The organism is Rhodoferax sp. (assembly GCF_028688795.1).
Lineage (GTDB): Bacteria > Pseudomonadota > Gammaproteobacteria > Burkholderiales > Burkholderiaceae_C > Rhodoferax.
This window is the reverse complement of sequence record NZ_JAQTXM010000004.1, coordinates 115,202-140,810: the sequence shown is the minus strand read 5'-3', so window position 1 is coordinate 140,810 and position 25,609 is coordinate 115,202. Positions and strand designations below refer to the sequence as shown.

Sequence of the window (25,609 nt, the reverse complement as noted above, 5' to 3'; positions counted from 1 at the left end):
ATTTCAACAAACTCGCACGTAATAAGAAATCAAGCTATGACGATGGACACCCGCATTCTCTTGGTCAAGTGCATCACTCTGCTGTACAGGGAGAGTCTGATTAAAGACAAGACCGAGAACTCAGCAGACTTGGCCAGGATGGTGATGGACAGCATCAAACTGCCTGAGCTGTCATTGAGCGTGAACAGTGAAAAAGAAATGCTCATGGCCCTGAAAGCCACGTTGCTGTACATGTGCAACAACCCCCTGAGCACCATTTACGAGAAAGACGAGCTACTGCAGCGCTTGAAGATCAACTGCTCTTCCGATGAACAACTCTACCAAGCTCTGCAGCGCGGTATCGAGAAAGACATGGAAGAAGACAATTTAAAGCGTGCAGTTATCAGTATCCGAAAGTACATCACTGACAGCTTTAAAGAAAATGAAGTCGTTAACATATTCACCAAAGCCGCTAACGCACTAAGATTTGAGCGGGAAAAGATCACGGATCTCAAGCACTACCTGCAAGAATTCATAGGAAAGATAGAACCCTATCAACTGGAGAGCAATAAGGATGACCCTGCCATTGTAGAATCCGTTGACGTAGATAACTTGGATGAGCTTGCTAGTGTCTATGACGAGATCAAGAACGATGAAGATCGCACCAGTATCCTGGTCACGGGTTGGCAAGGCCTGAACGACGCGCTCCAAGGCGGCTTTAGGCGCGGTGAACAATGGGTAATTCCTGCACTGCAGCATAGCTACAAAACAGGTTTTACGCTATCACTGTTCAAGCACTTCGCGCTGTACAACACACCGCGAATGACGGACCCGAACAAGAAGCCACTGCTGCTTCGCATTTCGTTCGAAGACAACCTCATCTCCAACTTGCGGTTCTTGTATGAGAACCTGTATGAGAACGAGCACGGTACAACACCTGACATCAGCGCATTGACTTCCGCTGAAATTGCTGCTTATGTTAAAGAGAAGCTGCAAGCCACTGGCTACCATGTCAAGTTCTTGCGTGTCAACCCGTCAGAGTGGTCACTGCGTGATCTACAGAACACTGTTCTTGAGCTTGAAGCTGCAGGCTACGAACTTCATGTTTGTATGCTTGACTATCTGCCCATGTTGCCCACCACTGGGTGCGAGGAAGGCCCTGCCGGTCATGCACTGCGTGATCTCTATCGCCGGACTCGTAACTTCTTCTCTGCAAAGAAAATCACATTGATCACCCCTCATCAGCTCAGTACAGAGGCAAAAATGCTAATCCGTGACGGTCATACCGAATTTGTCAAAATGGTTGTAGGTAAAGGCTACTACGATGGATGTAAACGTGTTGACCAAGAGGTCGATGGCGAACTGTATCTTCACATTGAGAAAATCAACGGGAGGGCGTACCTGACTGTACAACGTGGCAAGCATCGCGGCGTGGGTATCATTCCCGACAGCATGAAGTATCTGGTGCTCCCTTTCCCTGAAGCCAGCTCTATTCCCGATGACATGAACAAGAAACCCATACACAGCCGCAAGGTTGGTGGTGGTGTTGAGGGATCTGGAGAAGAAACGCCATTCTGGTCATACGTTTAATTCATTTTTAAGCGGATGTGAAAATATCCGCTTATTTGTTTAATTGTTTTATTTTTCACCATGAACACACAACAAGAAATCATGACGCAAGATTACGAAGATATTCGTAATTGGATGGCACTACAGTCAAATGAAGTAAAAGACAATTGCGTGATTGTTGATTCTGAATCGATGCAGCAAGACTATATGCTTCACATTGACAAAGAGATGCCAAAGGTTTTTATACCGATGATGCCCAGGTCAGCCGCATTAACAGAAAATAACACAGTAGCGCGAATCACCGTAGCACCAACACTGATAGGTTGCTTCATTGGTTACTCTAGAGCGGAAGATGATTTCATGGAAGGAAGTCATAAAAACGTAATTAAAGCCATCAACTTTAAAGGCGGTTATGACATCTGCATTCTTCCCTTTAGGCACGCAATACAGCCATCGCCAAAAATGGTATATGACTCCAAACGAAGCGGCGAGCATTGGCTAGTTAACTACAACGAACAAACACGCGAATATGTACCTGAAAAAATAGGTAAACTTTTTGTTAGTAAGGTCAGCTACCTGGCTAGGACTGGTAACATGCCAAAGCCTGAATTCGAAATATACATTGAAGTAGACAAGGCTGAAGGAATTCTTCTAAGTCCGTCCATTCACCTAAAAAAAGGATATCACATAGCTACTATTTCTTTTGAGAGAAAAAAGAATGTAGGCTCTTCCAACGAGGAAGACAACTTCTCAGTTGTTGAAATCGACAAGGAAAGCTATGACAAAGTGAAAAGATTAAGTGCTTCGCTTTTGAGTCACGCAGAAAACAAACCACAATACCTTAAATGGTAAGAACTATGAATGCTAATAAAAACTCCTGGACAACCACTTCCTCCAAACTGCCTAACCGAGAAGAACCTGTTTTGGTCTGGTGCGGCTTTATCAACATCGCTATGCTTAACAAGTATGGCAATTGGGTCTGTGTGTTGAGCAACGCTAGTGTACACGGCGTCACACACTGGCAAGGTCTTCCAGAACGGCCCTAAACAAAAAAAAAATAATGCCATTGGGTGTTTAGCCCAATGGCATTTATGCCGTAAACTAAACGGCGCTACTTGTTCTCTACCAGAACCATGATGCGCTCAAGCAACTTATCGTTAGCCCGCTTGTACTTCAGCACCATTTTGATAGTCTTGAAATATCGACTTCTCCAGGTGTTTATAGTGCCACAGTACCAGAACTCAGTTTTTAATTTAAGTGTTTTACTGTCAATTGCGCTCACGTTAAACCCCACGCACTTATCGTTCATTTTTCGAAAATGTACACCCTGCGGTGTAATAACGCCAGCGTAGTTAGTTTTACCAGTACGTTTACTGCCGATCCTGCCGTCGGTGTAAGTGTTGGGCACGACCTGTTCAGCCAGGTAATTACCGATGCATTTCTTCAGGACATCGCACTGGATGCTCAGCGAGTTGGCGTAAGACGTACCCGTTGAAAAAGGGACATGCTTAGCCTTCACTGTGTGCCGAATGCAGACATAGTTGCCGCACTTACTGTCACGGAACTCAAACGAGAGTCCCGTAGGAATGCCATTGACACGGCCTTCCATGTCTACAAAGTAACGAGAATACAGATTTGCATCAATCACGATGCGCTGCTTCACAATTTTAACGATTTCCATGATGATAACCTTACGCAAAGATTGCAGTGAGAACACGGCATAACAGCCTAGCGCTTTGGCGCTAGGCTGGACTATGTCAGTGGGTGTTGTATATCTGAAACGATTCTTTATACACGATGTCTTGCTCTTGTAGATCGCCAAGGCACGTGACACATTTGCTGTACGCTTTATCCACTGCTTTTCTGCGCTGTATGAGCTCAGCCATTATTTCCACAGCAGCCTTTTGTTTTCGGGCGCTGCGAATGTCGTGGTTGATGTTAAGCAGCTTTCGGTGAAGCCCCTGTATCAGTGCCTGGTAATCTTGTTGTTTGACCATTACACCTCCATTTCGTAATACACGTTGAACTCAGGGGAATTGATGAGCGCGAACTCACCGTTGTTGTTGAAGATGATGTACTTCAACAACGCCAGTCTGCAATCCTCGACTTGTGCCTTGGACAAGATGTAGCGAGCACTGCCGCGCTCGACAATCACTTCCACAGTCTCGTCGTCGTTGTAAACGATGCCAGAGATTTGGCCGCCTACGAAACAACCGTCAGCGGTGCCAGGCTGCGCAGCGATGCGCACCTTGATACGTGACACAGTACCTTCCGAATACGGAGTGTCCATCGACATGTGTTTGGCAATCAGGTCTGCCATTTCTTCCAGCTCCACCACATCACCGCGCTGGAAGACGTAATTACCCACCAGGGTGCTGTCAGGCTTTATAGCCTTGGTCTGGTCAGGTAAGTCGCGTTTGTACAGCTCCAGGTGGAAGATGCGGTTGCGCTTGTAGACATCAACGCTGGTCTTGTTCTGACTGTTTCGCAGGGTGTAGATAATCGAGTTGTTGGTTCGATTGCCTGTCAGGCGTATGGTGTACTTCGTGTCTTGCGACTTTTCCTTGACCATGTCAAGGACGTTTTCCAGCCAGGGGTTAAAGCCTTCTTTCTGTTTAGAGGGAAGGCCGAAGTTGTCAATGATTTCCATGATAATCTCCTAATAGGATAAAAAATAAGTCCGCTGAAACAGACTAAGTGTGTTAACTGAGCGAGGTGGGAGAAAGTATTTCCAACTTTCCAGAAGGGTCCATGTAAGCGAAGTTGCCTTCTTTCACATCGTCCCTATCACCAGCGATACCGAATATGACTTTATTCTCTAAAGTCACTTCGTACGTAGTGAGTTGAGTCTCCTTGACGGAAACAATCTTCGAGAAGACGTGATCGGTTTCAACCAAGGGTTCTTTGACCAGTCTCGTTATCTCTTTTGCAAAAGACTGGGTAAACAGGTTAACAAGCCTGTTCATTTCCTCAAACAACGCTTCAGACAAGATGTCCGCGTCAAAAGAGAACTCGTGCAACAGCGTGCTGTTTTCAGCCTCTTCACGCCAAGTACACACCACGTGTCCATTGGCATCCATGACGAACATCAGTTCCAAGCCGCGCAAAGTCTTTTGCACCAGCGGCGACAGGTCTGAGCACGTAATTCCAAAACGGAAGGTGTCCGCTGTTCTGTCCAGGTACGCAGGAAATGTTCCTACGTCAGACGACTTCAAAAAGCCATTACAGAAACTCAATATGGTCGCATGAGTTTTGAGTGAATATATGTCGATCATTTTGATTGTCCGTTTAATAGTCAGATCACGGAGATGGACAACACCAGCTTTTTATTGTTGATTCCAGGCCAAGCCTCGTAAATGTCCAGATTGACAATATAGACGCCTTGTTTGGTAGGGCGACCTTTGAGCGCCAGCGTGCGCGCATTTCTCACCAGGTTGACTCCAGCAGGGAGATTTGCGGTCTCTGCAAAGATACTGTCGGTAGTGGAAGCCTTGAGGACCTTCACATTGTTCTTCTCGTCGAGTTTGAGATCGACGCAGATTTGATTACTTACCATCCAGGAGTTTTGAGAATTAGACATATCTGACAAGGTCAATTAGGAATAAGCGACAGTGCTTACGATTGGGTTATGTGTGATCGTAAATAACTAGAACCACAAGGGTTTCCCCCTTGTGGTCAATTCAAGGCAATGCTGCCTTTATGTAGGAAAACCATTCAGGGTGTCCGAACGGGTGCTCCATTTCTTGTGTTTTGATAATAGGGATGTGCAAAGACTCAGCCGTCTTTACTTTTCCGCTGCTGGGTTTTTCACCGCAAATCAACAAGTCTGTCTTGGCACCCACATCAGAGGTGATGTCGGCATCCAAAAGGTTTTGAATGAGTGCAATGGTTTCTTCTCGTGAGACACAGAACTTGCCGGTTATGGCAATCCTAGGACGCGTTCCGGAGGACTCTGTCCGAATCACTGTGGGTTGTGGGGATACCCCTAGCACTTCCAAGTCTTCCAGAAGTTGATGTGTTCTAGGGCTGTTGAAGAACTCATAAACGCTCAAGGCCACAACGGGTCCAATGTCCTTGATTGTTTCCAGGTAGTCTAAGGGAGCAGCTTGGATGGCTTCTAGTCTTCCGAAATGCTCGCTCAGGCGCTTTGCAGTTCCTTTGCCAGCATACCGTATTCCCAGGCCAATCAAAAACTTGGACAGTGTGCACTCTTTCGCAGACTGAATAGCCGCTAAGATATTAGCAGCTGCGACTGGCCCATATCCTTCAAGTCCGCTCAATGTGTCGTAAGCCAATGCCAAAATTTTCACCGGCTGCATTGTCCGAATGAATTCAGACGTTGTCATCCCTAAGGATTTTGCACTTTGTTTAGAACCTAAACAGAACAGGTCTGCAATCGTATCCAAATGACCTGCTTCATGCAACTGCTCGATCAGGCGCTCGCCCACGCCTTGAATGTTCATCGCTTCACGGCTGACAAAATGGATCAAAGCCTGCACTTGCTGCGCAGGACAAGTAGCTCCGCCTGGGCACCGAAAATCCACTTCACCGTCATAGCGAACCAGCGGCGACCCGCAACAGGGGCAGTTCTCAGGGAAACGGAAGACCGAACCCTCAATCGCTTTGCTGAATACTGCTGTGATTTCAGGAATCACATCACCTGCTCGCTGGACATACACCTCGTCACCCACATCCACACCAAGGCGACGAATTTCATCGTTGTTGTGCAGCGTCACATTGCTGATTGTGGTGCCGCCTACGAACACAGGGCTCAGCCTTGCGACAGGTGTGATCTTTCCTGTGCGTCCCACCTGCAAGTCAATAGACTTGATAATTGTGGTTTCCTTATCAGGTTCGAACTTATGCGCAGTCGCCCAGCGCGGTTCCTTGCCTGCATAGCCTAGCTCTTGTTGCAAGTCCAGCGAATCCACCTTGTAAACCACGCCATCGATTTCAAAGTCCAGTTCTTTGCGCTCTTTGAGAATTTGGTCGTGGTAGTATGTCAGGTAGTCTGGGTCCTTGGTGACTTTCCAGATTGTTAGGTTTGGCCCATAGGGGCTAGTGGGCAGACCCCATTGACCCAACAGGTAGAGCAGACTGGAGTGTTCTTTGACATAGGTAAAGGTTTGACGCACTTCGTCAGGGTTGGCCACGGCGTACGCGTAAAAGATCAACCCGCGCGCAGCGGACTCATCGGCGTTCTGCAAGCGAAGCGAACCCGCTGCAGCAGCCCTGGCATTGACGTAGGGTTTTTTACCCTGTGCCACCAGCTCTGTATTGAGGCGCTTAAAGGTACTAAGTGGCATGAGCACCTCTCCTCTTACCTCCAGGACTGGCGGGTACTCGGTTACTTGATCGTCTTCACCCAGTAACTTTTTGGGGATATTCGCAATCCTGCGGACGTTGGTTGTAACGTCCTCGCCGTATTCCCCATCGCCACGTGTCGCTGCGCACACCAGTTGGCCATCTGTGTAACGCAAGGATACTGCGAGTCCGTCGTATTTCGGCTCGCAACAGTAAGCACGGTCCCTGTTTTCAACGATTCTTTTATTGACCAAATAAGCACTGACGCGGCGAACGAACTCAATAGCACCTTCAGAAGTGAAGTCCGTCTCCGTGTACAGCGACAGCATGGGTACGCTGTGTTTGATTTTGGCAGCAGTTTCTGGCAGGGTGTAGGTCAGTTTTTGTGTGGGTGAATCTTCAGTAACCAATTCAGAATGCTCGCCTTCAATTTCTTTGAGCTGCTTATAGAGTCTGTCGTATTCAGCATCAGAGACTTCGGGCTTGTCAGCACCATAGTAAGCATCGTTGTATTTCACTATCTTGCTGCGCAGATAGCTCAATTCCTCCAAAGGACTGTTAGACATGTTTCAATCTCCGTTAGATGGGTTAATCCGAATCGCGATTGTCATCTTCATCGATGGTTGAAATGACACGATAGCAGTAACAGGCAATTGCGACAAACGCAACTACGACAATCACCTGCTTGATGACGTAAAGTAACATTATCGCTTCCAAGGGTTTCTCGAGAAACAAGCAGCAATATTGCGCACGCCTTCCCAAAGAAGGATACCTGCGGCTAAGAGCACCATGACAGCCATAGCAATCATCATCGCAATGATGATAATTGCGTAGGGTGCCATGATCAAGGACATGAATCCCCCGATCAAATACAGCAATGAGTCCGGCTTAACGATCGCTACAGCGATAACAGAAACCATTGCAAACATTCCGAGGATGTGATAAGGCATTATTTTTGACTTCAGCATGATTGGCTGGAAAATAAAAAGATTTATAGCTTAGTTGAAATAAAGAGACAGCATGCAAAACGCATGCTGTCTCTTTATGCGAGGATGGAATTACGAGGTGTGCAACGAAATACCGAGGGTATTTATGTTGGGCTGTTAGCTGTTGCAGCCTCATCTACAGCAGGCAGAGGATGCAGCGTGGTGATGTCACGTACTTCCCAGCGTTCGAAGTCCGGCGTAACGGCCACTTCACCCACGCCGCTGCCGTCGCTGAAGACAAAGCCTTCCAGATACTGTTCAACGGTCTTGTAGCGTTCTTCGTTTTCGATAGACCATGCCACATAACCTTCGCCATTGCCGTCTTCATCTGCCCACATCGGGATCATCACCCTCAGGCCGCGAACGGCGTTCAGCTTGGCATTGATGCCTACCTTGTTCATGCAGGTCACGATATCCGCGTAGAAGCGGTAACGCGCAATTTCTGCTTCAGCCTGCATGCTCAGGTTAAACAGGTGGTTCTGGACGGTCATGATAGACACCGCTTGCTTGGACCAGTTCTCCATGGTCCACAGCAGCACTTGCGGCTTGAGCAGGCGTTCCATGTAGATGTAGTGCTTGAGTTCGTCCAAGGGAACCCACTGAGGATTGATGACGGTGCCAGCCTCCGGCCGAGTGATGTCGCTCTTCTTGACGCGCAACGGGAACGCCAGGCCCAAATGAACCGCATCCACGTCTGTGTCGGTCAAATAGATCCGGTTGTGTTGGGACAGTGCTTGCTTGACTTCATCGAAACTCGCCTTGTAGCCGCATTCTTCTTCGATCTCGCGAATGGTTTCACTGACGATGTGGTCTTCCATGCTGATGCTGACCGGCAATGTGTCGATGTGACCACCCAGGCCGATCGAGCGTTTGGCATGCAGACGGCTTTCATCCCCAGCGGTGCCGCGGGTGTACATGTAAACCTCGTTGTGCTCGTTCACGAGGATGACGTACGGCAGCACTTGCAGAGTGGTGGGGTCGGTCTCACAGATGTCACGAGAGACCATAGACGGCGTCCAGTTTTCAAAATGGAAGAAGCGCTGTTCAGCAGGGATGACAAGGGCAGATTTAGCCATGATTGATTTCCTTTGGTTGAGAGAAAGTGGTAAGCAGTGCGAAACACAAAAGATTGTGGTGATTGGTTAATTTTACGCAACGCACTGCAAGTGAAAAGATCAGGTTTTGATGAGGCGCTGGGCTTGCCGATGGGCTTTCAATAACTCCAAACGAGTACAGATGTCTTGGAGGTCATCGACGACATCTAGGCCGTCACCCAGCCTCAGCAGTTCTGCGTCACTAGCTGTCCACACCTGAGGTGAAACACTGACAGCGCGCTGGCGAATTTCATCAGAAGCAGTCCGTGCCAAGTCAAGCACCTTGGTGACTTCTTCAGTATACTCGCAGCGCTTTGAAGTGTTCTTTACCAGCAAGCGACCAATTTGTAACCGAAGGGTCATGTCGTACCAATTGGTAGCAGTGCCGATGTTTTCGGAAAAACGAATGTGTCCTACTCGCGGGGCGTTCTTGAGAGAATCAGATTCCTCCTTCGTCAACTTGTGCACAATCATCGGATGGATAGGTTTTGGTATTCTCTTTTTCTTTGTCATTAAACTACTCGAAACGAAAAGAACAAAGAGGTTAGGCAATCACACGAACTTTGTGATCATTAACAAACTCATCGTCCCACATACAAAACGCTCGATGTGTGTATCGGTTTCCGCCCAGGTATCTGCCACCGCTGTACTCCAATCCGCGGTAGCCATAGGGTTCTAAAGCATGGCGGATCTTTGTAAATATCACCGACCGGTTCAGACCACTCCTGAGCAAGTTTTGTTCGCCGTATAAATGGGACGATACCCTGTTCATAAGGCTGCGGGACAGGTTAAAGTTTGCAGAACTGTTAATGTTGCAATACGCTTCCTTGGTAGTGAACTCTAGGCCAACAGGGATCTTATGCTCCCACATCAGTTCCCAGAAGCCTTCGTCACGGATATATCCGTCTACCTTTATCACAGAGGTATTGAACTCACGGCGGTTGAAGTGAAACTCGGTCAGGTAACCCTCTTCGGGCAATGAGAAATTTGATACGCGCAAAAACTTACCCTGGCTGCTGCTAAGGTATTCGGCGACAATGCTTTTTTCTTCTACCATCCGGTAGAATTGCGACCTGGCCTTTTCGATGTTTGCTTTACGTAAAGCGTCCCGCTTTGGCTTGGGATAGCTGTAGGGAATGGGCGGAAAAAAATCATCCGCAAAATGCGGAAGCGCCAACTCCAGCGCTTCCTTTCTGTCTTTAGCCGCTCCTTCAAACAAAATTTTACGGGCGCCCTTGGGGGAGTACAGACCCTTTGAGCGGTAGGTACCAGCCACCGCCTTTGAGTTTGTCAAGTAAACACCGCGCCCCAGCAAGGAATGCTTGCTGGTGCGCTTGATGTCGAACTCACCCACTTTTTCTGCGTCGCCACGGAAAAGTGTGATGGTATCGAGCATAGTGGATTATCCTTTCTTTTTGAAGAACTTGTTCAGGAAAGCCGTCTTATCGACAGCCCAGCCTTGGGACTCGAGCTCATTGAATCGTTGCATCACGCGGATGTGCGAGCGATACGGCGTACCCTTCTTGGTCAGCAGACCATCCCAATTGACTTTCCAATCGGTAGCAGGGTCGTAGTTCTTACGGCGTGACACCACACGCACCATGCCCGAAGGCAGTTCGGCTATTGAGCCGATCTCTTTGGTCGCCGTGATGAAACAATTCGTTCCATGAATACTGAATGCGATGTAGACTTTCATCTTACCCCTTATTGATGTTGTTGGCTCGTTCGATGCGCGCTGCGGAGAAGGCTGCTTGGAATTCAGGCCCAGCTTCTGCAGCTTCTTTCATGAGAGCAGCTTCATTGGCTTTGCCTGAGCGATAGACTGTGATGTCGTCGCTGAACTCATAGTACCAATCATGCTTGTCCAGCTTTTCCTTGAACAGATCAAGCGGCGTCATGTACTTGGCACGGCAGTTTTCCAACTGCCTTTTCACCGTCGCCAATATAGTAGCATCACTCTGTCGCTGATAGTCCATGCCACTGCGATAACTGACTGCTCTGGCCTGCGCGAGGTGATTCTCATGGCTGATGCGGTACATCTCGACACCGCGCCCACCCAGAGACTGCGCCAGCTTGAACAGCCGTTGTTCCGCCTTCATCGCGCGCCAGTATTCATTGTGCGGGCTCTGAGGGTCTGCCCATTGGTGGTCAGAAAGCATTTTGTTCAGGTCGTCATAAGACACGGGTGCATTCACGTTAAACTCCTTGAGGAAAGAAAACACACAGCATAAAAAGCCGATATTTACATCGGCTTTTTCTAGCTGACAAAAAGAAGCCACCCACAAAGGTGGCTTTAAAAATGAGGTGACGGCACCTCATCAGGCATAGAAGGGCGCCGCCACAAGAGTCAGTATAAACCAATCGACAGGTCATGCCCTAGTCTCAAGGTGTTGGCATCGGCTTGCGGCGGCTATTCACAAAAACGTTCAGCATAACAATCCTACTGGCTTTTGTTAACCTACTCTTTTTCAGATTGTGTTCTGTGAGTAAGTGCGCGATGCTTAACGATTGTGTCATTAAACATTCACATGAGACAGCGAAAATTTGTTGTCTCAAGCAATTAGGTAAGTTGATTATTTTTACCTATGCCTTTTGGATTGCTCAAGCTGCACATTAGTGATATAGGTTCACTTAAATCTGGAATACGGGTGTGTTCTGTACCGTCCAGAAAGGCAGCCACACCAACGGCATCCAACAATTCATTGCGTCCCTGAACATCGGTGCGATCTGGTGATGTGAGTAGCCGGCCAAACCTGTGCCAATAGGTGTCACCATGAAACACAGGTGCGGATTGACGTGCGTGAACTTGACGAACTCCTTGACATATACTTCGATTTCTTCAAGGCTCAAAGTCCGTATGTGCTCGTCTTTAGTAGGAATGCCGTAAGACTGTCCTTGTATTCCTACACCTACACCTTCTATGGCCCCATAGTGTCTAGCTGCAGCCAAGGCTGCGCCAGCTCCATGCCGGCCTCTCAGGTTAGAGCCAAAGACAAAGATAACATCAGAACCGGGTGTAGGGAACGGATCTTGTTGATAGAACCGAACCATCAGTGAGTAGTCTGGGTTTTCAAACCGATCGAGTCGCATTACCTTCTCCATTCGCAAAAAGTCTTTTGTGATAAGTCTCGGACACGCCTGCCAAGATTGCAGCCGTTTTAAGCAGCGTTTGAATTTGATGGTCGCGGTAAGCCAACTGGGCTGCAATTGCTGACTTGGACTCCAATTTCTCGGTAGTCATCGCGCTCATGTGCGCAGTAAACAACTCTGGAAATTCTTCAGGGTTGCACTTGGGATACATGATAATTTCGTCTGTCACGTTAGCTCCTCTGTGGGTTGTGCTTCTCGAACGATGTTTGAGGTTTATGTTTTTAAACAAAAAAAAAAGAAGTTCATACGAGGAGGGGATTACCCCTCCTCGTATGCTTAAGCCTTTAGGGCTTAAGCTTCGGAGGTGTTACCTCCGAAGAACTTCGTGTAGGCGAAGTACCCTGCGCCGGCCACGAGACCGGCAGCGGCCACGCCCAAGCCGATGCGAACCGGCGTGGAGTCCATCCACTCGGCCGATGTGGCCTTCGGTGCGGCTGCAGGTGCAGCCTCCCTGGCTGCCAGGGCCTGGATGGCCGCGAGGGCCTTGTCCATCTGGGCGTTGGTGGCCATGGTGGTCTGGATGGCCGACGTGGTGGTCGCCATTGCAACCACCTTTGCCTCCGTAGCAGCGGCCGAAGCCGCCAGCGCTTTCGCACTGTCTGCAGCAGCTGCAGCTGCTACGGCAGCAGCTGCATGCGTTTCCGCATGCTGCTGCAGCAGCCTATCGAGGTCGGCCTTGATGGCTACCTCGCGGGCGGCCGAAGCCGCCAACTGCTGCGCGAGGTCGCGCAAGCTCAGCTTCGTCTCAGAGGGTGCCGCTGCCGGTGCCGGAGCAGCAGTAGTCTCCACCGGAGTGGTGGTTTCGGTGGCGACGACGGTTTCGGTGTTGTTGTTGATTGCGGTCATGGTAAACTCCAAAAGATTCAAAGCTTTAAAATAGGCGTTTGAGTACCTAAGCTTAACTACACTTGTAGAAGCTCACGATAACTATATGTGATTGAAAAAATCTGGATTAGAGTTTTAGACGGCATAATACCAGCGGTTATTATGCCGCTGGTATTATGTTGTTTACTTGAATTGGGGTTGTGCCCACAGGAGTGTCAGGCCGTTCTTCCATTTATTGGGCCAATTGAGCTTCATGGCTTTTACAGTGGCCCACTTCGTATTCCACTTCACACTGCTGTGGAAATTGGATTGCATTTCCATGAACTGCTCTGCAGACAGTGGTGGTTCGAAGTTGTATCGCCGGCCATAGTCAATCTCATTATAGAGACCTACCCACATTCCCACGAGTTCTTCATCATTGGTGCAGTAAGCACCCATTCGATCGGCATCTTGCAGAATCGCACCATATACGCTGGGCTTGGAGCTGACGTAGCGCCCATTGAGGTACTTGCTTTGGCGGATGGCTGTAATAGCAATCTTCAATTCCTCAGGCTTGAGCTTGAGGTGCTCTGGGACGCGAGCATGGATGGCTTCGAGTTGTTTGACTGCTACAGAGATGTTGATGTTGTCGCTGAACTGACCACGACTGTGCAGCACGTCATGGTACAGACCGGCTACCAACATGGCACGCTTTTCCGAATTGCCCAAGCCAGTGTGGATAGAACCTTCCAGGCAGTTCAGCGCCGTCATGTAGGAATGCATGATGCCGTGATACACGGGACCGTCTTCATCCGGCTGGACTTCATCAAAGCCGATCAGATAACTCACCAAGCCGTAATGCTCAAAGAGCTTGACTAGGTGTTGTTGTTGGTTGGCCAGATCAAATTTTTGAACGGCGTCATTGAGCGCAGTGAGGTCGAGTTTGGTAGACATAGCAATGTGAGTGATGGGATTTAGCGAGTGCCACTTAATGAGCAAAGGTAGATATTAATTTACAGTAGATAAAAAATAAGGCAAACCCTGAGCCTAAGCAAAATGCTCAGGTATAGAGTTTGTCTTATTTTTAGGGCCACTCAGTCTTTGTACAATCGTAATTTACCAGTCCATGAACTTTGCAGGGTCACTTCTCAAGCTCTCTTGCGATTGATTGACAGTTTTTATTTGCACGTCAAAATTAGACAACCACTCCCGCACATTGATCTTTTCACATTTTTCAATGGACGTAATGGTTTTGGGTGTTTTGAATTCAGTTGTTATGCCGTTATGCTGATTATTGTTTTTAACCCAACCATCATTGACCGTGACGATTATGTCGTACAAAAAGACATCCAGCTCATACAGTTTTGAAACAGTCAGAGTTTTATCTGGCGTTTCAATTAACAACATTCTTCCACTCGACTTAAACCGATCCAGGTAGAATTTCTTTTCAATCGAGCTGGCAAAACCTAACTCAATTGCAGAGTCCCTATCCGCAGTGGCGTAAAGGAATTTGTTGTTCTCTGTTTTATCCCATTCTACCAAAGAACCTGTTCTATTAAAGCCAGGCATCAGTTCTGTGTGCCGATACGCAGAACCGTGATAAAGCTTTTTTGGCAACAACACGTTACCACTCTAAGCCATCAGTGGCGTAGTCTGTGGGTTTGCTCTCAAAGAAGTTGCTTCGTGTGCCATTGGGTTTGCTGAAGTCGTCGAACCAAGGCACAGCGTTTTGTACATTGGCATAAATCTCACCCAAGTTCAGAGCGAGTGCGCGCTTGTTCGCTAAACCCTTAACAAAGTTTTCCACCACGTCATTGGTCAAACCCAAGAAACCGCCTTGAATGATGTACTGTCCCCACGCGACTTCCATGTCAACAGCGGTCTTGATCAGCTCGATGGCGTCCTTGCGGAACTGTTCATCGTAAAGCTCAGGGTTTTCTGCCTTGAACGCATGGTGCATGTTCGTGAAAAGATCGAGATGGGTCTCACCTTCATCACGATTGATGTACTTGATCATGTCAGCAGAGGCCAACATCTTGCCGTTGCGTGCCAAGGTGTAGAACACCAGGAACGCCGAATAGAAGTAGATGCCTTCCAAGATGACGTTGCCAACAATTGCACGAGCAAAGTTCTCTGGAGTCGGATCATCTTTTAGCACTGAAGAGCTGCGCATGATGAATTCGTTTTTCTTGGCGAGCATACCGTCTCGCTCGAACATCATGTACACCGATTCAGGATCAAGCGAGACCGCTTCAATCATGAACTGGTAGCTGCGCACGTGTACACCCTCTTCAGAAGCTTGTCGTGCGATTGCCAGGCTGACTTCAGGCGCAGTGATGTGCTGGCCGATGTTGTGGATCAGGTTGTTAAACTGAATGCCGTCCAGGTTGGAGACGAATGCCAGGGCTTTGTCAAACGCATTGCGCTCGCGCTCGTTCAATGCGCCACTGCGGTACATGACGCGGTCATCGCCCAAGGGGATCGACTTAGGAAACCAGGTGTTGGCCTCCATGCGGTCATAAATCTCTGTTGCCCACTGGTACTTGGTGCGAGACATATTCATCAGCTCGTCTTTGGCACCAAAGGCAATCCGGCGGCGATTGGTGATATGGGTACTGCTTGTCATTAGAGGTCCTTAAAACGATTTGGCAGCCCAATGGCTGCCATTATGCTGTCGGTGTGTTTTACGCGCTCACAGTGGCTTTAAACGGCCTTTGTGAGTGGTTACTGACACGATTCACAATCTGGGTTATCGAGCGAACAGAACTTGACTTCTTCCTCCAGCACTGAAGGTGTGGGTTGTACCACAACAGGCTTCGGGGTCTCTTTGGTCTTGGTCTGGCCGCGCAGATAGTAGGTCGTCTTCAGACCAAACTTCCACGCAGTCATGTAGATGGTGGCCAGGTCACGACCCTTTGTGCCTTGCTTGACAAAGATGTTGACTGACTGAGACTGATCAATCCATTTCTGGCGAACAGCTGCACTCTTCAGAATCCAAATAGGATCAATCTCCCACACGGTCTTGAGCAAATCAGGACGACGGTACTTCACGCAAGGGTCCACCACCTTGAACTGACCACTCATGTTCTTTTCACTGCGCTCAATCTCAAAGATCGGCTCAATGCAAGGGGTCGTGCCGGTGATGGTAGAAATGGTGGCAGTCGGTGCAATTGCCATCAAGTTGCTGTTTCGAATGCCGTTGTAGATAATGGCATCTGCCAAGGCATTCCACGTTTCTTTTCCAAGAGAAGTTTGGCGAATCACAGCGGTGTGAATCGGAAGGATACCCTTAGACCATTTCGATCCTTCGAACGAATCGTAAGGCTTGCGACCGTGTTGCGTTACCAGCTCCATGGAGGCCGTGATGGCATAGTAGCTGATCAGCTCCATGGCGTAGTCAGAGAAGACCACACCCTCATCGCTGTCAAAAGCGATCCCACAAGCGACCTTGGCTTCAGTCTCACCCATGAGGCCAAGGCCCACAGGGCGGTGCTTGAGGTTAGACGTTTTAGCCCGGTCAGAAGGGTAGTAGTTCAAGTCAATGACGTTGTCCAGCATCCGTACTGCCAGCTTGACAGTGTGCTGCAATTTGGCTTCATTGATCTTGCCGTTGTGAATGTGCTTGGACAGGTTGACAGAGCCCAGGTTACAAACTGCGGTCTCTGTGTCCGAAGTATTCAGTGTAATTTCAGTACAGAGATTGGAGCTGTGGATAACGCCCACGTGGTCTTGAGGATTACGGCGGTTGCATTCGTCCTTGAAAGTGATCCAAGGATGACCTGTCTCAAACAAGTTGGTCAGGATGCGCTTCCAGACGTCAGTTGCTGGTCGTTGCTTATAGGCCTTGCCTTCACGCTCTAACTGCTCGTAGCGGTCTTTAAAAGCCGCTCCATGCAGCTCATGCAGCTCAGGGTACAGATGTGGTTGGAATTCGCTCCAGAGGCCGTTTTGTTCCACACGTTCCATGAACAAATCAGCTACCCAAGCCGCAGGGAAGATGTCATGGGCACGCAGGCGGTCATCACCGAATTCTTTCTTGATCTCACAGAAGTCCCAGAAGTCAGGGTGCCACACTTCAAGGTAGGGTGCAAAGCTTCCCTTGCGTCGACCACCTTGGTTCACACCGACTGCAGTGTCGTTGTAAATCTTCAGGTAAGGAATCACACCGGAGGACTTGCCATTGGTCGACGCAATGGCGCTGCCTGCGCCTCGCACACGGGTCCAGTCCGTACCAATGCCGCCGGCGTACTTGGACAGACGAGCAGACTCTTCAATGGTGCCAAAGATGGAAGCGTAGCGGTGGTCGACACCGTCCGCACTGATCTGGTCATTGACGGTGTTCAGGTAGCACGACGACAGTTGGCTGTGATTGGTGCCCGAGTTAAACAAGGTTGGCGTACTGGCCATGTAGTCAAACGAAGACAGCAGTTTGTAGAACTGTGCTGCCATGGAGGTGGGGTCTTTCTCGTTCAAACACAAACCCATCGCTACACGCATGAAAAAGTGCTGTGGCAGCTCAAAGAGCTTGCCTGAAGGGTCACGCATCAGGTAGCGGTCTACGACGTTCTGGAGGCCGTAATAATCGAACAGGAAGTCATTGTCGTAATCGATCATGGCATCCAGAAGATCCAGATCAAACAACGTGCTGAGCTTGTCGGTGTAACGACCTGTTTCGATGCCGTAGGCGATACAAGTAGACAGGTGGTTGTAGGTGGAATGACCTGTGACTTGCTTGAAGGTGTCTGCCAGGAGGTAGCGGGCCGCTACAAAGGTGAAGTCAGGGTTCTCTTGAGAGATGAGGCCAGAAGCTGCCTTGATCTGTGCTTGGAAGATTTCTTGGGTGGACATGCCATCATACACCAAGAACTTGATTTGGCTGCGTAGCAAGGAGAGGTCTACGTTGAGGTCTTTGGTAGCATACTCGTTGAGTCGTTCAATCTTAGAGAAGTCAAAGTCTTCAGAGGAGCCATCACGCTTGATAATCTTCATGGGGTACCTGTTAGGTGGGTTGTGGTTATTTGGGTCGAGTACACAGAATTTAGGTCATGATTTCTTTATATTTTTAGGTAGGTATCATACATAGATGTACGTATGTTAAAAAAGATCAGCACTGTATATATGAATTGAGAACCAGCACCTAGTAATACTAATAAAGAATAGTAAAATACTACGTATAAATGGGTAAGGGTTTATTATCTTTATATATTAGCAAAATGAACTATACCCCAGTCTACAGGGGTATAATCAGGTATTTGTTTGTTTGAAGAAGAAACCAGAAACACTGCTCACAGAGACTGCTCTGTGAGCTTTTATGCTGTCGCTAGAGCGAACGAGCAGTGAGCTCGTTAAAACCACGCAGGTGGTTTTGCGATTAAGAGACCTTTTACACTTAAGGGTTTGACAGCATAGTCAAACCCGATTAACCTTTACCTTATTTTCAAGATTAACACTAAACAAGACAAAAGAAGAGAAAAGCTGTAAAACAGCTTATTTTAGCTTTTAGCTTAAGTTTAGACAAAAACCTAACAAAAAAGAAATACAGACATAACTCCCTACTACCCTTCCTTGTTGGAAAGAGTAGTAGGGTAGTGTAGTCTCACTCAGCGTCTTTGAGGTAAGGCTTGTACTCTTCTAAGGTTTTAATCCAATAGTCGCTGTAGTGTTTGAGTCTGCTTGCTGACATCTGCGAGATGATAGGGGTGAGATGAGGATGCTTCTTGCTGAGGATTGTTAGTCGTAATCCTAGGTGCTCTATCAGCACCTTGACATACGACTCACCCAGATGCCATTGCTGGGCTACTGCAGCTATAGGAGCGCCATTACAGACAGCTATAGCCATTGAGAGGTACTTGGACATGTTCATGCCGTACCTTTGGTTGTCTCTGACATAATCCAGGACTTGTTGCACCAACACCCGATTAGTTTTCAAGTCGTAATAGCGCAGCAAGAAACTACTGCCTTTGTTGTCTTTGAGATGGATGGTGTTTTGTGAAGGTGTTGCACTCTCCAGTATCAGGTAGTGTGGCATGTCCATCACCTCACCGTCTGTGAAGGTGATGCGCAGAGGCTTGCTCTTCTTGGCATACTCCTTGAAGGACTTGATCTCTTTGCCATTGAGCTGACAATGGTAAGGGGTGTTAAAGAGCCACTGCAATGCAGGCAATGCGATAGGTTGACCGTTGATGTTCATTTTCAATTACTCCAAAATGGTGATAATGAGGAAAGCAAGAGAGGGATCAGTCGTTGATCAGTCGGCTGTGCACGTGGCGCTTGAGGTCGTTGAGTCGTTCTGTCCAGAACTCAGGGTGTTGCCTAAGCCCTGTGATGGTAGTGCCTTTGTCGTTGAATTGTGCAGGGTCACGCTTGGCCGATTCAGTGAACTTGCTTTTTCGAATGAGGCGATTGATGATGAGGCACAACGTGGACCGCGTGATCCCCCATTGATCGCAAAGCACAGAAGTGGGTACTGCGCTGCAGACGTCAGAAAAAATGGAGAAGTCTCGGGCTTCTTTGTATCCATAGACCTCGTTTTCAGCAAGGTACTTGTAGACCACGTTGAGTGGTACGACTTTTCCTTGCGTGTCTTTGAACTGCATTTGATGCGTCGCGCCGCGAGTGTCTTCTATCCAGCGTGCAGTGCCGGGGTTTTTGAGTGCCAGGCTAACTTTGTTGTTGTCAAACGAGTGAATCGCCTGATGTCCAATGATGGCATGGAAGACGCTAGGAGCGTTTTTCCTAGAGTTCTGACGCCTTACCCTCAGCCCGTTGATATAAACGTTGTACGGCGTGTTAAAGAGCCAGTAGAGGTTAGTCTGGTGTGCGTTCAGTGCTTTGTTTTTCATTTGAATTACCTCAAGAAGAAAAGGGTGATGGGATTGCGTGAGTACCTAATATACTCAATGAAAGAATATAGGACCTGCTTATTCTGGAATACAAAAATAAACAACCTTTGACCCACCCAGTGCAACATTGCACTGAGCAGGTCTAGGGTCGCTGTGTAGTTAGTCTACCTTGTAGCCTTCTTCTGCAGCGGCTACAACTTTGTTAACACACTCATTGAGCCTCTCGCTGATGAGCTCAGTCATGACTGGTTCATTTTTCTCAGGAACGACCGCTTCACCAAAGCGAAAGATAGAGTCATCCACGTGGTGAAAATCATACTTCGTGTTGTCCTTTTGCAACACGACGAGAGGTGTGATATGAATCGAAGACGAGGACACGCCTTGCGCAGCGTGGAACACTGCAGTGACGAAAGCTCGGTCTTCCAGTATGGCTTCGACATTGACAAAGAAGTCCACGAGATCCTTAAACCCCTCGGCAGTACACACGCTGCGCAGGATGAGTTGATTTGCTAACACAGCAGTACTGTCGTTTTCAACCTTGGCAATGAAGCAATGAATCCCTTTGCGTTGAGAGAGTGCTTGACGGATTCGTTGGCATTCGCTGGCGTAAGGGCCATCTTGCGCCAGTGGGTGCTTGGCAGGCATGGCGCGGCTCTTGTCGAGCAGGTCTTGTGACACGAAGCAGTCGTCTTGGTTGGGGGTGTTCAGCAAGTCTAACGCCTTGTCGAATGCTGCCAGGGACAACTCGTCGTAGTTGAAGATGGGGAGATAGAAGCTGAAGACAGGCACGCGGTACTGTGAGGACAAGAAAGCATCGATCGACAGCTTGGGTATGGCGGTATTGATACTGACGCTCAAGAGCTTGAGCAATGTCATCAGTTTGTCGAGCCCCTCACGGGTGGTCACGACATTGATACGGCAGGTCTTCTGATAGCTCATGGAAATGAAAGCGATCTCCTCAATGGCGTTGATTTTGTCAATGATCGCCTTGGCTTGGTCGCTGTAGGGTTGGCGGTGCAGCGTGCTCTTGAACGTTTGGCATTTCGGTTGAGAGATGAACATGGTAGTTTCTTTCAAAGGGGTTTGATGAATTTGATACGCTCGCTCAAGCTGGCCCAAACCAGGTCTTGGGAGTAGTGGCTCATTGCTTTGAGTTGTCTACCCAGGATGGGCAAGAACTCTTGGATTTGTTGAGGTTGCAGGTTTCTGGTCAGCCAGTCGATGCATGCAATCTCTGCTTCTTCGAGTTCTTTAACGATTGCCTGCGAAGGTGTCAAATCGCTCTGTGGCGCGTTATTTGTAACCGCTTGATGCCTGGCTACTTCTTGGTCGGAAAACGGCGTCTGATGAGCTTCTTGGCAGTCCATGTCAATTTCCTTTTGAGTTAACCGATTAACTGTGGCTTTAGAAGTCGCTGTAGTGATATCGCATTTTGGGTGTGATGATCTCGCGGTGCGGCTTGGAGCCTTTTTTGGCAATCAGATATTCCGTGGCTCTTAATGTCTCGTCTGCATCCGCAGTTTCTTTTTCAAAAATAGTAAGCACTTGAACGGTATTTTCATGATTCAGCCACGCCTTGGCCAGAGCCTGAACTCCTTTTCTGAAGTTAACCCAGGATAGCTTACGGTAATCAGAAAAGGTCGCCACACGAACACCAGGATAGTGCGAGCTGCGCTCTTGAGACCCATTGTACCACACGCTGATGTAGGCCCTTTTGTCGACATACCTTGCAACAACCCTCCCTAGGGAGTTTTTGATGACAATTCCGTCTTTGGATTGATAACGCCGCATAGTCGATCCTTTTTATTCGATCAAGGTGTATTTTACGCTGTACGCTGCATTGGCGTAGTCTTGCGGAGGCGGTGCCCAAGGGTCTTGAAGATCGTAACCCACTTTTGTGGTGATGCCATTTGTGAATATGGTGATGACCCGATAGAGTTTCTTCTTGACATCGCACAGCGGTTTCGCTGTCACTCGCGCCATATTTTTAAGTTTGCGTTTGTCTGTATGGGGTCTGATCCATAGCAGAGAAGAAGTCCACAGGTAATGACCACTGCGGTAGAAATGCATTATTGCAGAATCACCTTCGTTGTAAATGCGGATAAGTCCACGGCTGTTCTTTACCACAATGCGATTCTTTCTCTGATACAGTTTCATGGTGTTTGCTTTCAATAGAGTAATGCTGGACGGGTACATGGTCATGTACCCGTTGTGGAGTTACATGAGTTTGCGGTAATGGAATAAAACGCCACCGACATCTGCTGTTTTTGGCATAGGGTCGTCAGCGGGGCGCAAGAACCCTGTCACCTCGACAATGCCTTTGTTTTCTTCGGCAGTGATTTCTGTCGTGGCTTCGTACACGCTGTATTTGGCACTGCAGAAATTCTTGACCATGACCTTTGCAATCGTGCGCAGTTGCCTATTGTTCAAATATGGCGGTATCCATTGCGGGCCGCCTCGGCGCACTACGTGCCCGCAGCGGCAGAGTACATACTCTACGAATTCCTCTTTCACGTTCCGGCGCATGACTAGAGTGCCGTAGCGGTTCTTGATAACGATGCGGTTCTTGGATTTGTAGAGTTTCATGATGCGTCCTTGCAAGAAGTAAAAAGAAAACGAGTACAGCGCACTGTACTCGTCAAAGGCGTTACATCAATAGACGATAACGGTATTCGATGCCGTCAGTGAGCACGTTTTGAGGGAGCGGCATGTCCGCTGGACGCAAAAACGCAGTTCGTGATATGTTGCCTTTGTGCTCGCCCGAGCGTATCTCCATTGTGGCCTCATACACACTCGTTTTAGGGCTACAGTAATGCTTGACCAAAATCTTGGCCACAGTACGAAGCTGTCGATCACAACGGTAGTGCTCGATCCAGCCATCACCTCCTGAGCGCACGAGGAAGCCGTTACGGTAGAGGCGATATTTCGTTGCACCCTCGCCGGCGTGGCGTTTCATGATCAGTGTACCATAGCGGTTCTTGATAACGATGCGGTTCTTGGATTTGTAAACTTTCATGATGCACCTTTGATAAAAATGGTTTGTTGTTGTTTACACCACCACTGCCTGATGTATTCCCTGGCTTCGTGGTAGGTTTGGAAGACTTCATCGTCCTCGACGCAGATGTCGACACTGGGTATTAGACACAAATTTCCAAGACCGTCGTGATCCATCCATTCCGTGTTGTAAGTCACGAAGTCGGGATTAGCAACTATGACCACCCAATCTTTAATCGGATACTCAGTGGCCCGAGAATTTTCTTCAATGCGGGCAAAAATAAAAGGCAGTTTGGTTTCTGTCATGAAAGACTTCCTGCACAAAGGCAGTGTGTTTGTAATGGGCTTAGCACGAATTCTAAGCCCTTTACAGCGATTGTTTTTAGAGTTTGGTATCAGCTTATCACCAAACTACAAAACGCGTTTAAAGCCGTTTAAAGCGCTTAGACTTATGGTCGAGTGCTTTAGTCGAGGGAGACGAACCGATTGACGTAGAGTTCGTCGCTGAAGTTTTGCCGTGTAGGCGTGTCTCTGGGTTCGACAAAGTGGAACACTTCCACTTTGTCGGGTTGACCAGCCTGGAGACTCTTCGTGATTGAGGTGTATTTCACCAAGCGACAACGTGGATTGAGCCACTTTGCAGCGACTTGCCGGATATATTTCTTGAGCTGGCGCTTGTGTTTGTACCACTCCAAAGGGTGCGTGGTTTCAAACACCAGCACGCCGGAGCGCCACAGGTGCATTTTTGCCGTGCGTTCTCCACTTTTGAAAATTTCCATGCTGCCCATTGTTCCGCGCACCACCAGCTTGTTCTTACTGACCGCCAGCTTCATGATTGCTCCTTTTGGTTAGCCCACCAGTTTTTGATATAGGCTTCAGCCTCTTCCTTGGTGTCAGAACGGGCCAGATTTTCTCGATCGAGAAGAACGTTGTCATTCAGGTAAAGCGCTTGAATTTCCCCACCTGTCCATTCGCTGTTCTGATTCAAGAACTCAGGCGTGACCATCAGCACCACCCAATCCCGAACGGTGAGGTTAAAATAACCTTCACTGACTCGAGCAAACAGACATGGCCGTTCTTTCAGGCAGAGGTCCTTGACTTTGGTGCGTGCATCGGACCCAAAGACCATCTTGTTGGCCAAGTGCGTTGCAGCCTTGTCGATGGCCTTGAGGACTGCTTGGTCAAATGCTTGTGCAATGCGGTGCTCGATTTCTTTTTCGAACTTAACCGCATGGTTAGCCAGGCTATTGGCCACTGTCTCTTCCACGATTTCTGCCACTGCTCCTTGACGGCGCACGAGCTTTCCTGCGACCAGGTCGAGACGGCTACCCATCAATTGTTCGAGGCATCGCGCGACTGCCTCATCGTGGTATTTCTTGACTCGTTTAGAGAGATCACTTTCGTCGATGTCGATGGAGACTTGAATTGACTTGCTCATGTTGTACCCTCAAAGGTGTGATTATGTATAAAAAAGCGCCCTAGGGCGCTTTGGATTGCTTAAAACGGGAGCTTGTCGTCCTTGACCTCAAGGCCCAAAGCCTTTATTACTTCTTCGCCGACAGGCAAAAGCAACATATTTGCTTTAGAGACCAAGACGGGTTTTTCTGGAACGTCCTGCACAGTGTTGTTCTGAAAAACACACTGCACATAAGCACAGTGTTCGTCCTCGGCCACGCACTTGAAGATCATGGCGCAACGAAAGCTTTCACCAAAACGTACTATAGATTGCTTTGACTGCGTGCTCAGTACGCCTGCGTGAGCCAACCTCTCACGCACATAAACCAGCTTACCCGTATTCAGCTGTTCTGGTTGAGTTTGCAGGGAATCAGGATACTGATGTTGTGCCATAGACGGCAACCGGTAGCCGCCCATCCAGCGATTGAAGTCATTCTGCGACATATGGCCCATCTGTTGTGCGGGTGGTATCTGATGACCAAACTTTCGAAGTTGCTCCTCTCGATGCTGGTTGGCTGCTTCGATGTCAGGGTCGATGTTGTTGTTGCTGTCAGATTGGCTCATGGTAACTCCTTGTGGAAAATCATTAAAAATAAACGAGCAATACACTGCTCACTGTCGGGATTAGTTGTCGTTTACGAATTCGCAAACAGCATTTGCATCCATCCAGACAAACTTGTTGATTTGTAGTTTATTGAATAATGCCGAACGAGTCACGGCTTCTTTCATGTGCTCGTAATAAACACGCGGTGCGCGAACTCCTTCGTAGTTCTGCGCATAGATCGGTTGATCTATGTTGATAAACGTATCATTCGACATTACCAGGATCATGCAACGGTTGCTGTAAGCTGACTTTGACCAAGGAAATGCGAAAATGCTTAATCCTGAGAGCGAATAGCCCATCAGTATGCCCAGTGTCGAAACCTCGTTCAACATGCAAGCGATGTAGCGTTGCCCGTTGATTTCCAGCAGACTACTTTTTCCTGTCTTGGTTAGAGGGATTTTGTTTTCCATATCAGTCCTTGTTATGGTCCTTTTACGACCAGTTCGTTGAGCACTGTGGCTAGAGCACGGGCTTGATTCACTTCAGTGGTTGCGAAGCAGTCTGTTAACACGCTGTCGCGGTCCCGTGCATGGTAGTAGAGTTCTCGCATCAACGGCAAGTTGTTGTTGGCCCATTGTCTCCAGAGTGTGAGATATTCTTTCCATAAGTCCGTGCTTGGGTTCAGTGGTGGTTTTCCTTTACCCAGTACCCAATCTGTGCCTCCAGGCTGATGTCCTTTCACGTCGCACTGGTAGTGGCACTCGATCGATCTTCCATCTGGCATCAATGCATTAAACGCAGAGAAGCGTGAATCGCCTTTAGACGATACCTCGTAACCCAGCTTAGCCTTGCGCTGCCAGGTAAAAAGTTTGTGCGCCTCAGTCATGT

The 25,609-nt window shown here is 48.4% G+C and carries 36 protein-coding genes; 3 read left to right on the top strand and 33 right to left on the bottom strand.

Going from position 1 to position 25,609, the window contains the following annotated elements; translation table 11 throughout:
* Positions 1-36 precede the first annotated feature (36 nt).
* Genes PHQ58_RS04850 through PHQ58_RS23620 form a run of 3 tightly spaced genes read left to right on the top strand, consistent with a single transcriptional unit; the run spans position 37 to position 2,594 of the window.
* Positions 37-1,569: a DnaB family ATPase gene (locus tag PHQ58_RS04850; protein ID WP_300107741.1), complete on the top strand. Its 1,533-nt coding sequence runs from the start codon at positions 37-39 to the stop codon at positions 1,567-1,569.
* Positions 1,570-1,629: 60 nt separating this feature from the next.
* Positions 1,630-2,400 (top strand): hypothetical protein, encoded by a 771-nt coding sequence (locus PHQ58_RS04845; RefSeq protein WP_300107739.1) that lies wholly within the window; start codon positions 1,630-1,632, stop codon positions 2,398-2,400.
* Positions 2,394-2,594, top strand: coding sequence for a DUF551 domain-containing protein (locus PHQ58_RS23620; protein WP_367187272.1), 201 nt, complete (start codon positions 2,394-2,396; stop codon positions 2,592-2,594). The genes PHQ58_RS04845 and PHQ58_RS23620 overlap by 7 nt, the downstream gene beginning before the upstream one ends.
* 65 nt (positions 2,595-2,659) lie before the next feature.
* On the opposite strand, the gene PHQ58_RS04840 is transcribed toward PHQ58_RS23620, so the two are convergent.
* The 33 genes from PHQ58_RS04840 to PHQ58_RS04680 form a co-directional block, all read right to left on the bottom strand.
* Positions 2,660-3,229: a hypothetical protein gene (locus PHQ58_RS04840; protein WP_300107737.1), complete on the bottom strand. Its 570-nt coding sequence runs from the start codon at positions 3,227-3,229 to the stop codon at positions 2,660-2,662.
* 76 nt (positions 3,230-3,305) lie between these two features.
* Positions 3,306-3,545, bottom strand: coding sequence for a hypothetical protein (locus PHQ58_RS04835; protein ID WP_300107735.1), 240 nt, complete (start codon positions 3,543-3,545; stop codon positions 3,306-3,308).
* A complete protein-coding gene (locus tag PHQ58_RS04830; protein WP_300107733.1) occupies positions 3,545-4,198 on the bottom strand; it encodes a hypothetical protein in 654 nt (217 codons plus the stop codon). The genes PHQ58_RS04835 and PHQ58_RS04830 overlap by 1 nt, the downstream gene beginning before the upstream one ends.
* Before the next feature lie 52 nt (positions 4,199-4,250).
* Positions 4,251-4,823: a hypothetical protein gene (locus PHQ58_RS04825; protein WP_300107730.1), complete on the bottom strand. Its 573-nt coding sequence runs from the start codon at positions 4,821-4,823 to the stop codon at positions 4,251-4,253.
* Between the two features lie 20 nt (positions 4,824-4,843).
* Positions 4,844-5,128 carry a hypothetical protein gene (locus PHQ58_RS04820; RefSeq protein ID WP_300107727.1) on the bottom strand — a complete coding sequence of 95 codons (285 nt, stop codon included), beginning with the start codon at positions 5,126-5,128 and terminating at the stop codon, positions 4,844-4,846.
* Positions 5,129-5,228: 100 nt separating this feature from the next.
* On the bottom strand, positions 5,229-7,418 hold the full coding sequence (gene ligA / locus PHQ58_RS04815) for an NAD-dependent DNA ligase LigA (RefSeq protein WP_300107725.1): 2,190 nt from the start codon (positions 7,416-7,418) through the stop codon (positions 5,229-5,231).
* A 138-nt stretch (positions 7,419-7,556) separates the two neighbouring features.
* Positions 7,557-7,820 carry a hypothetical protein gene (locus PHQ58_RS04810; RefSeq protein WP_300107722.1) on the bottom strand — a complete coding sequence of 88 codons (264 nt, stop codon included), beginning with the start codon at positions 7,818-7,820 and terminating at the stop codon, positions 7,557-7,559.
* Between the two features lie 122 nt (positions 7,821-7,942).
* The gene (locus tag PHQ58_RS04805; protein ID WP_300107719.1) at positions 7,943-8,914 is read right to left on the bottom strand and encodes a hypothetical protein; all 972 of its coding nucleotides are present in this window, start codon (positions 8,912-8,914) and stop codon (positions 7,943-7,945) included.
* 99 nt (positions 8,915-9,013) lie between these two features.
* Positions 9,014-9,445: a hypothetical protein gene (locus PHQ58_RS04800; RefSeq protein WP_300107716.1), complete on the bottom strand. Its 432-nt coding sequence runs from the start codon at positions 9,443-9,445 to the stop codon at positions 9,014-9,016.
* A gap of 31 nt (positions 9,446-9,476) precedes the next feature.
* Entirely contained in the window at positions 9,477-10,328 is an 852-nt protein-coding gene (locus PHQ58_RS04795; protein WP_300107714.1) for a hypothetical protein, read from the bottom strand.
* A 6-nt stretch (positions 10,329-10,334) separates the two neighbouring features.
* Positions 10,335-10,628, bottom strand: a complete 294-nt coding sequence (locus tag PHQ58_RS04790; RefSeq protein WP_300107711.1) for a hypothetical protein — start codon at positions 10,626-10,628, stop codon at positions 10,335-10,337.
* Position 10,629: 1 nt separating this feature from the next.
* Positions 10,630-11,127 carry a hypothetical protein gene (locus PHQ58_RS04785; RefSeq protein ID WP_300107708.1) on the bottom strand — a complete coding sequence of 166 codons (498 nt, stop codon included), beginning with the start codon at positions 11,125-11,127 and terminating at the stop codon, positions 10,630-10,632.
* A 436-nt stretch (positions 11,128-11,563) separates the two neighbouring features.
* Positions 11,564-12,022 carry a hypothetical protein gene (locus PHQ58_RS04780; protein ID WP_300107705.1) on the bottom strand — a complete coding sequence of 153 codons (459 nt, stop codon included), beginning with the start codon at positions 12,020-12,022 and terminating at the stop codon, positions 11,564-11,566.
* A complete protein-coding gene (locus PHQ58_RS04775; protein WP_300107701.1) occupies positions 12,003-12,251 on the bottom strand; it encodes a hypothetical protein in 249 nt (82 codons plus the stop codon). Before PHQ58_RS04775 ends, PHQ58_RS04780 begins: the two co-directional genes overlap by 20 nt.
* A 122-nt stretch (positions 12,252-12,373) precedes the next feature.
* On the bottom strand, positions 12,374-12,928 hold the full coding sequence (locus PHQ58_RS04770; protein WP_300107699.1) for a hypothetical protein: 555 nt from the start codon (positions 12,926-12,928) through the stop codon (positions 12,374-12,376).
* A 162-nt stretch (positions 12,929-13,090) separates the two neighbouring features.
* Positions 13,091-13,840, bottom strand: coding sequence for an HD domain-containing protein (locus PHQ58_RS04765; protein ID WP_300107697.1), 750 nt, complete (start codon positions 13,838-13,840; stop codon positions 13,091-13,093).
* Positions 13,841-14,002: 162 nt separating this feature from the next.
* Positions 14,003-14,509 carry a hypothetical protein gene (locus PHQ58_RS04760; RefSeq protein WP_300107694.1) on the bottom strand — a complete coding sequence of 169 codons (507 nt, stop codon included), beginning with the start codon at positions 14,507-14,509 and terminating at the stop codon, positions 14,003-14,005.
* A 1-nt stretch (position 14,510) separates the two neighbouring features.
* Positions 14,511-15,512 (bottom strand): ribonucleotide-diphosphate reductase subunit beta, encoded by a 1,002-nt coding sequence (locus PHQ58_RS04755; protein WP_300107691.1) that lies wholly within the window; start codon positions 15,510-15,512, stop codon positions 14,511-14,513.
* Between the two features lie 98 nt (positions 15,513-15,610).
* Positions 15,611-17,875: a ribonucleoside-diphosphate reductase subunit alpha gene (locus PHQ58_RS04750; protein ID WP_300107688.1), complete on the bottom strand. Its 2,265-nt coding sequence runs from the start codon at positions 17,873-17,875 to the stop codon at positions 15,611-15,613.
* 607 nt (positions 17,876-18,482) lie between these two features.
* Positions 18,483-19,076: a hypothetical protein gene (locus PHQ58_RS04745; RefSeq protein WP_300107685.1), complete on the bottom strand. Its 594-nt coding sequence runs from the start codon at positions 19,074-19,076 to the stop codon at positions 18,483-18,485.
* Between the two features lie 46 nt (positions 19,077-19,122).
* Positions 19,123-19,728 (bottom strand): hypothetical protein, encoded by a 606-nt coding sequence (locus PHQ58_RS04740; protein WP_300107682.1) that lies wholly within the window; start codon positions 19,726-19,728, stop codon positions 19,123-19,125.
* Positions 19,729-19,887: 159 nt separating this feature from the next.
* Positions 19,888-20,790 (bottom strand): hypothetical protein, encoded by a 903-nt coding sequence (locus PHQ58_RS04735; RefSeq protein WP_300107679.1) that lies wholly within the window; start codon positions 20,788-20,790, stop codon positions 19,888-19,890.
* Positions 20,791-20,801: 11 nt separating this feature from the next.
* Positions 20,802-21,095, bottom strand: coding sequence for a hypothetical protein (locus PHQ58_RS04730; protein ID WP_300107676.1), 294 nt, complete (start codon positions 21,093-21,095; stop codon positions 20,802-20,804).
* Positions 21,096-21,132: 37 nt separating this feature from the next.
* The gene (locus PHQ58_RS04725) at positions 21,133-21,519 is read right to left on the bottom strand and encodes a hypothetical protein (RefSeq protein ID WP_300107673.1); all 387 of its coding nucleotides are present in this window, start codon (positions 21,517-21,519) and stop codon (positions 21,133-21,135) included.
* A gap of 12 nt (positions 21,520-21,531) precedes the next feature.
* Positions 21,532-21,885, bottom strand: coding sequence for a hypothetical protein (locus tag PHQ58_RS04720; RefSeq protein WP_300107670.1), 354 nt, complete (start codon positions 21,883-21,885; stop codon positions 21,532-21,534).
* A gap of 60 nt (positions 21,886-21,945) precedes the next feature.
* Complete coding sequence (locus tag PHQ58_RS04715; protein WP_300107667.1) at positions 21,946-22,314, bottom strand: hypothetical protein; 369 nt, start codon at positions 22,312-22,314, stop codon at positions 21,946-21,948.
* Between the two features lie 61 nt (positions 22,315-22,375).
* The gene (locus PHQ58_RS04710) at positions 22,376-22,744 is read right to left on the bottom strand and encodes a hypothetical protein (protein WP_300107664.1); all 369 of its coding nucleotides are present in this window, start codon (positions 22,742-22,744) and stop codon (positions 22,376-22,378) included.
* Positions 22,741-23,028: a hypothetical protein gene (locus tag PHQ58_RS04705; protein WP_300107661.1), complete on the bottom strand. Its 288-nt coding sequence runs from the start codon at positions 23,026-23,028 to the stop codon at positions 22,741-22,743. The genes PHQ58_RS04710 and PHQ58_RS04705 overlap by 4 nt, the downstream gene beginning before the upstream one ends.
* Positions 23,029-23,186: 158 nt before the next feature.
* Complete coding sequence (locus tag PHQ58_RS04700) at positions 23,187-23,555, bottom strand: hypothetical protein (protein ID WP_300107658.1); 369 nt, start codon at positions 23,553-23,555, stop codon at positions 23,187-23,189.
* Entirely contained in the window at positions 23,552-24,160 is a 609-nt protein-coding gene (locus tag PHQ58_RS04695; RefSeq protein ID WP_300107655.1) for a hypothetical protein, read from the bottom strand. The genes PHQ58_RS04700 and PHQ58_RS04695 overlap by 4 nt, the downstream gene beginning before the upstream one ends.
* 59 nt (positions 24,161-24,219) lie before the next feature.
* On the bottom strand, positions 24,220-24,741 hold the full coding sequence (locus tag PHQ58_RS04690) for a hypothetical protein (RefSeq protein ID WP_300107652.1): 522 nt from the start codon (positions 24,739-24,741) through the stop codon (positions 24,220-24,222).
* Positions 24,742-24,801: 60 nt separating this feature from the next.
* Positions 24,802-25,191 (bottom strand): hypothetical protein, encoded by a 390-nt coding sequence (locus tag PHQ58_RS04685; protein WP_300107649.1) that lies wholly within the window; start codon positions 25,189-25,191, stop codon positions 24,802-24,804.
* Positions 25,192-25,202: 11 nt separating this feature from the next.
* On the bottom strand, positions 25,203-25,607 hold the full coding sequence (locus tag PHQ58_RS04680; protein WP_300107646.1) for a hypothetical protein: 405 nt from the start codon (positions 25,605-25,607) through the stop codon (positions 25,203-25,205).
* Positions 25,608-25,609 lie beyond the last annotated feature (2 nt).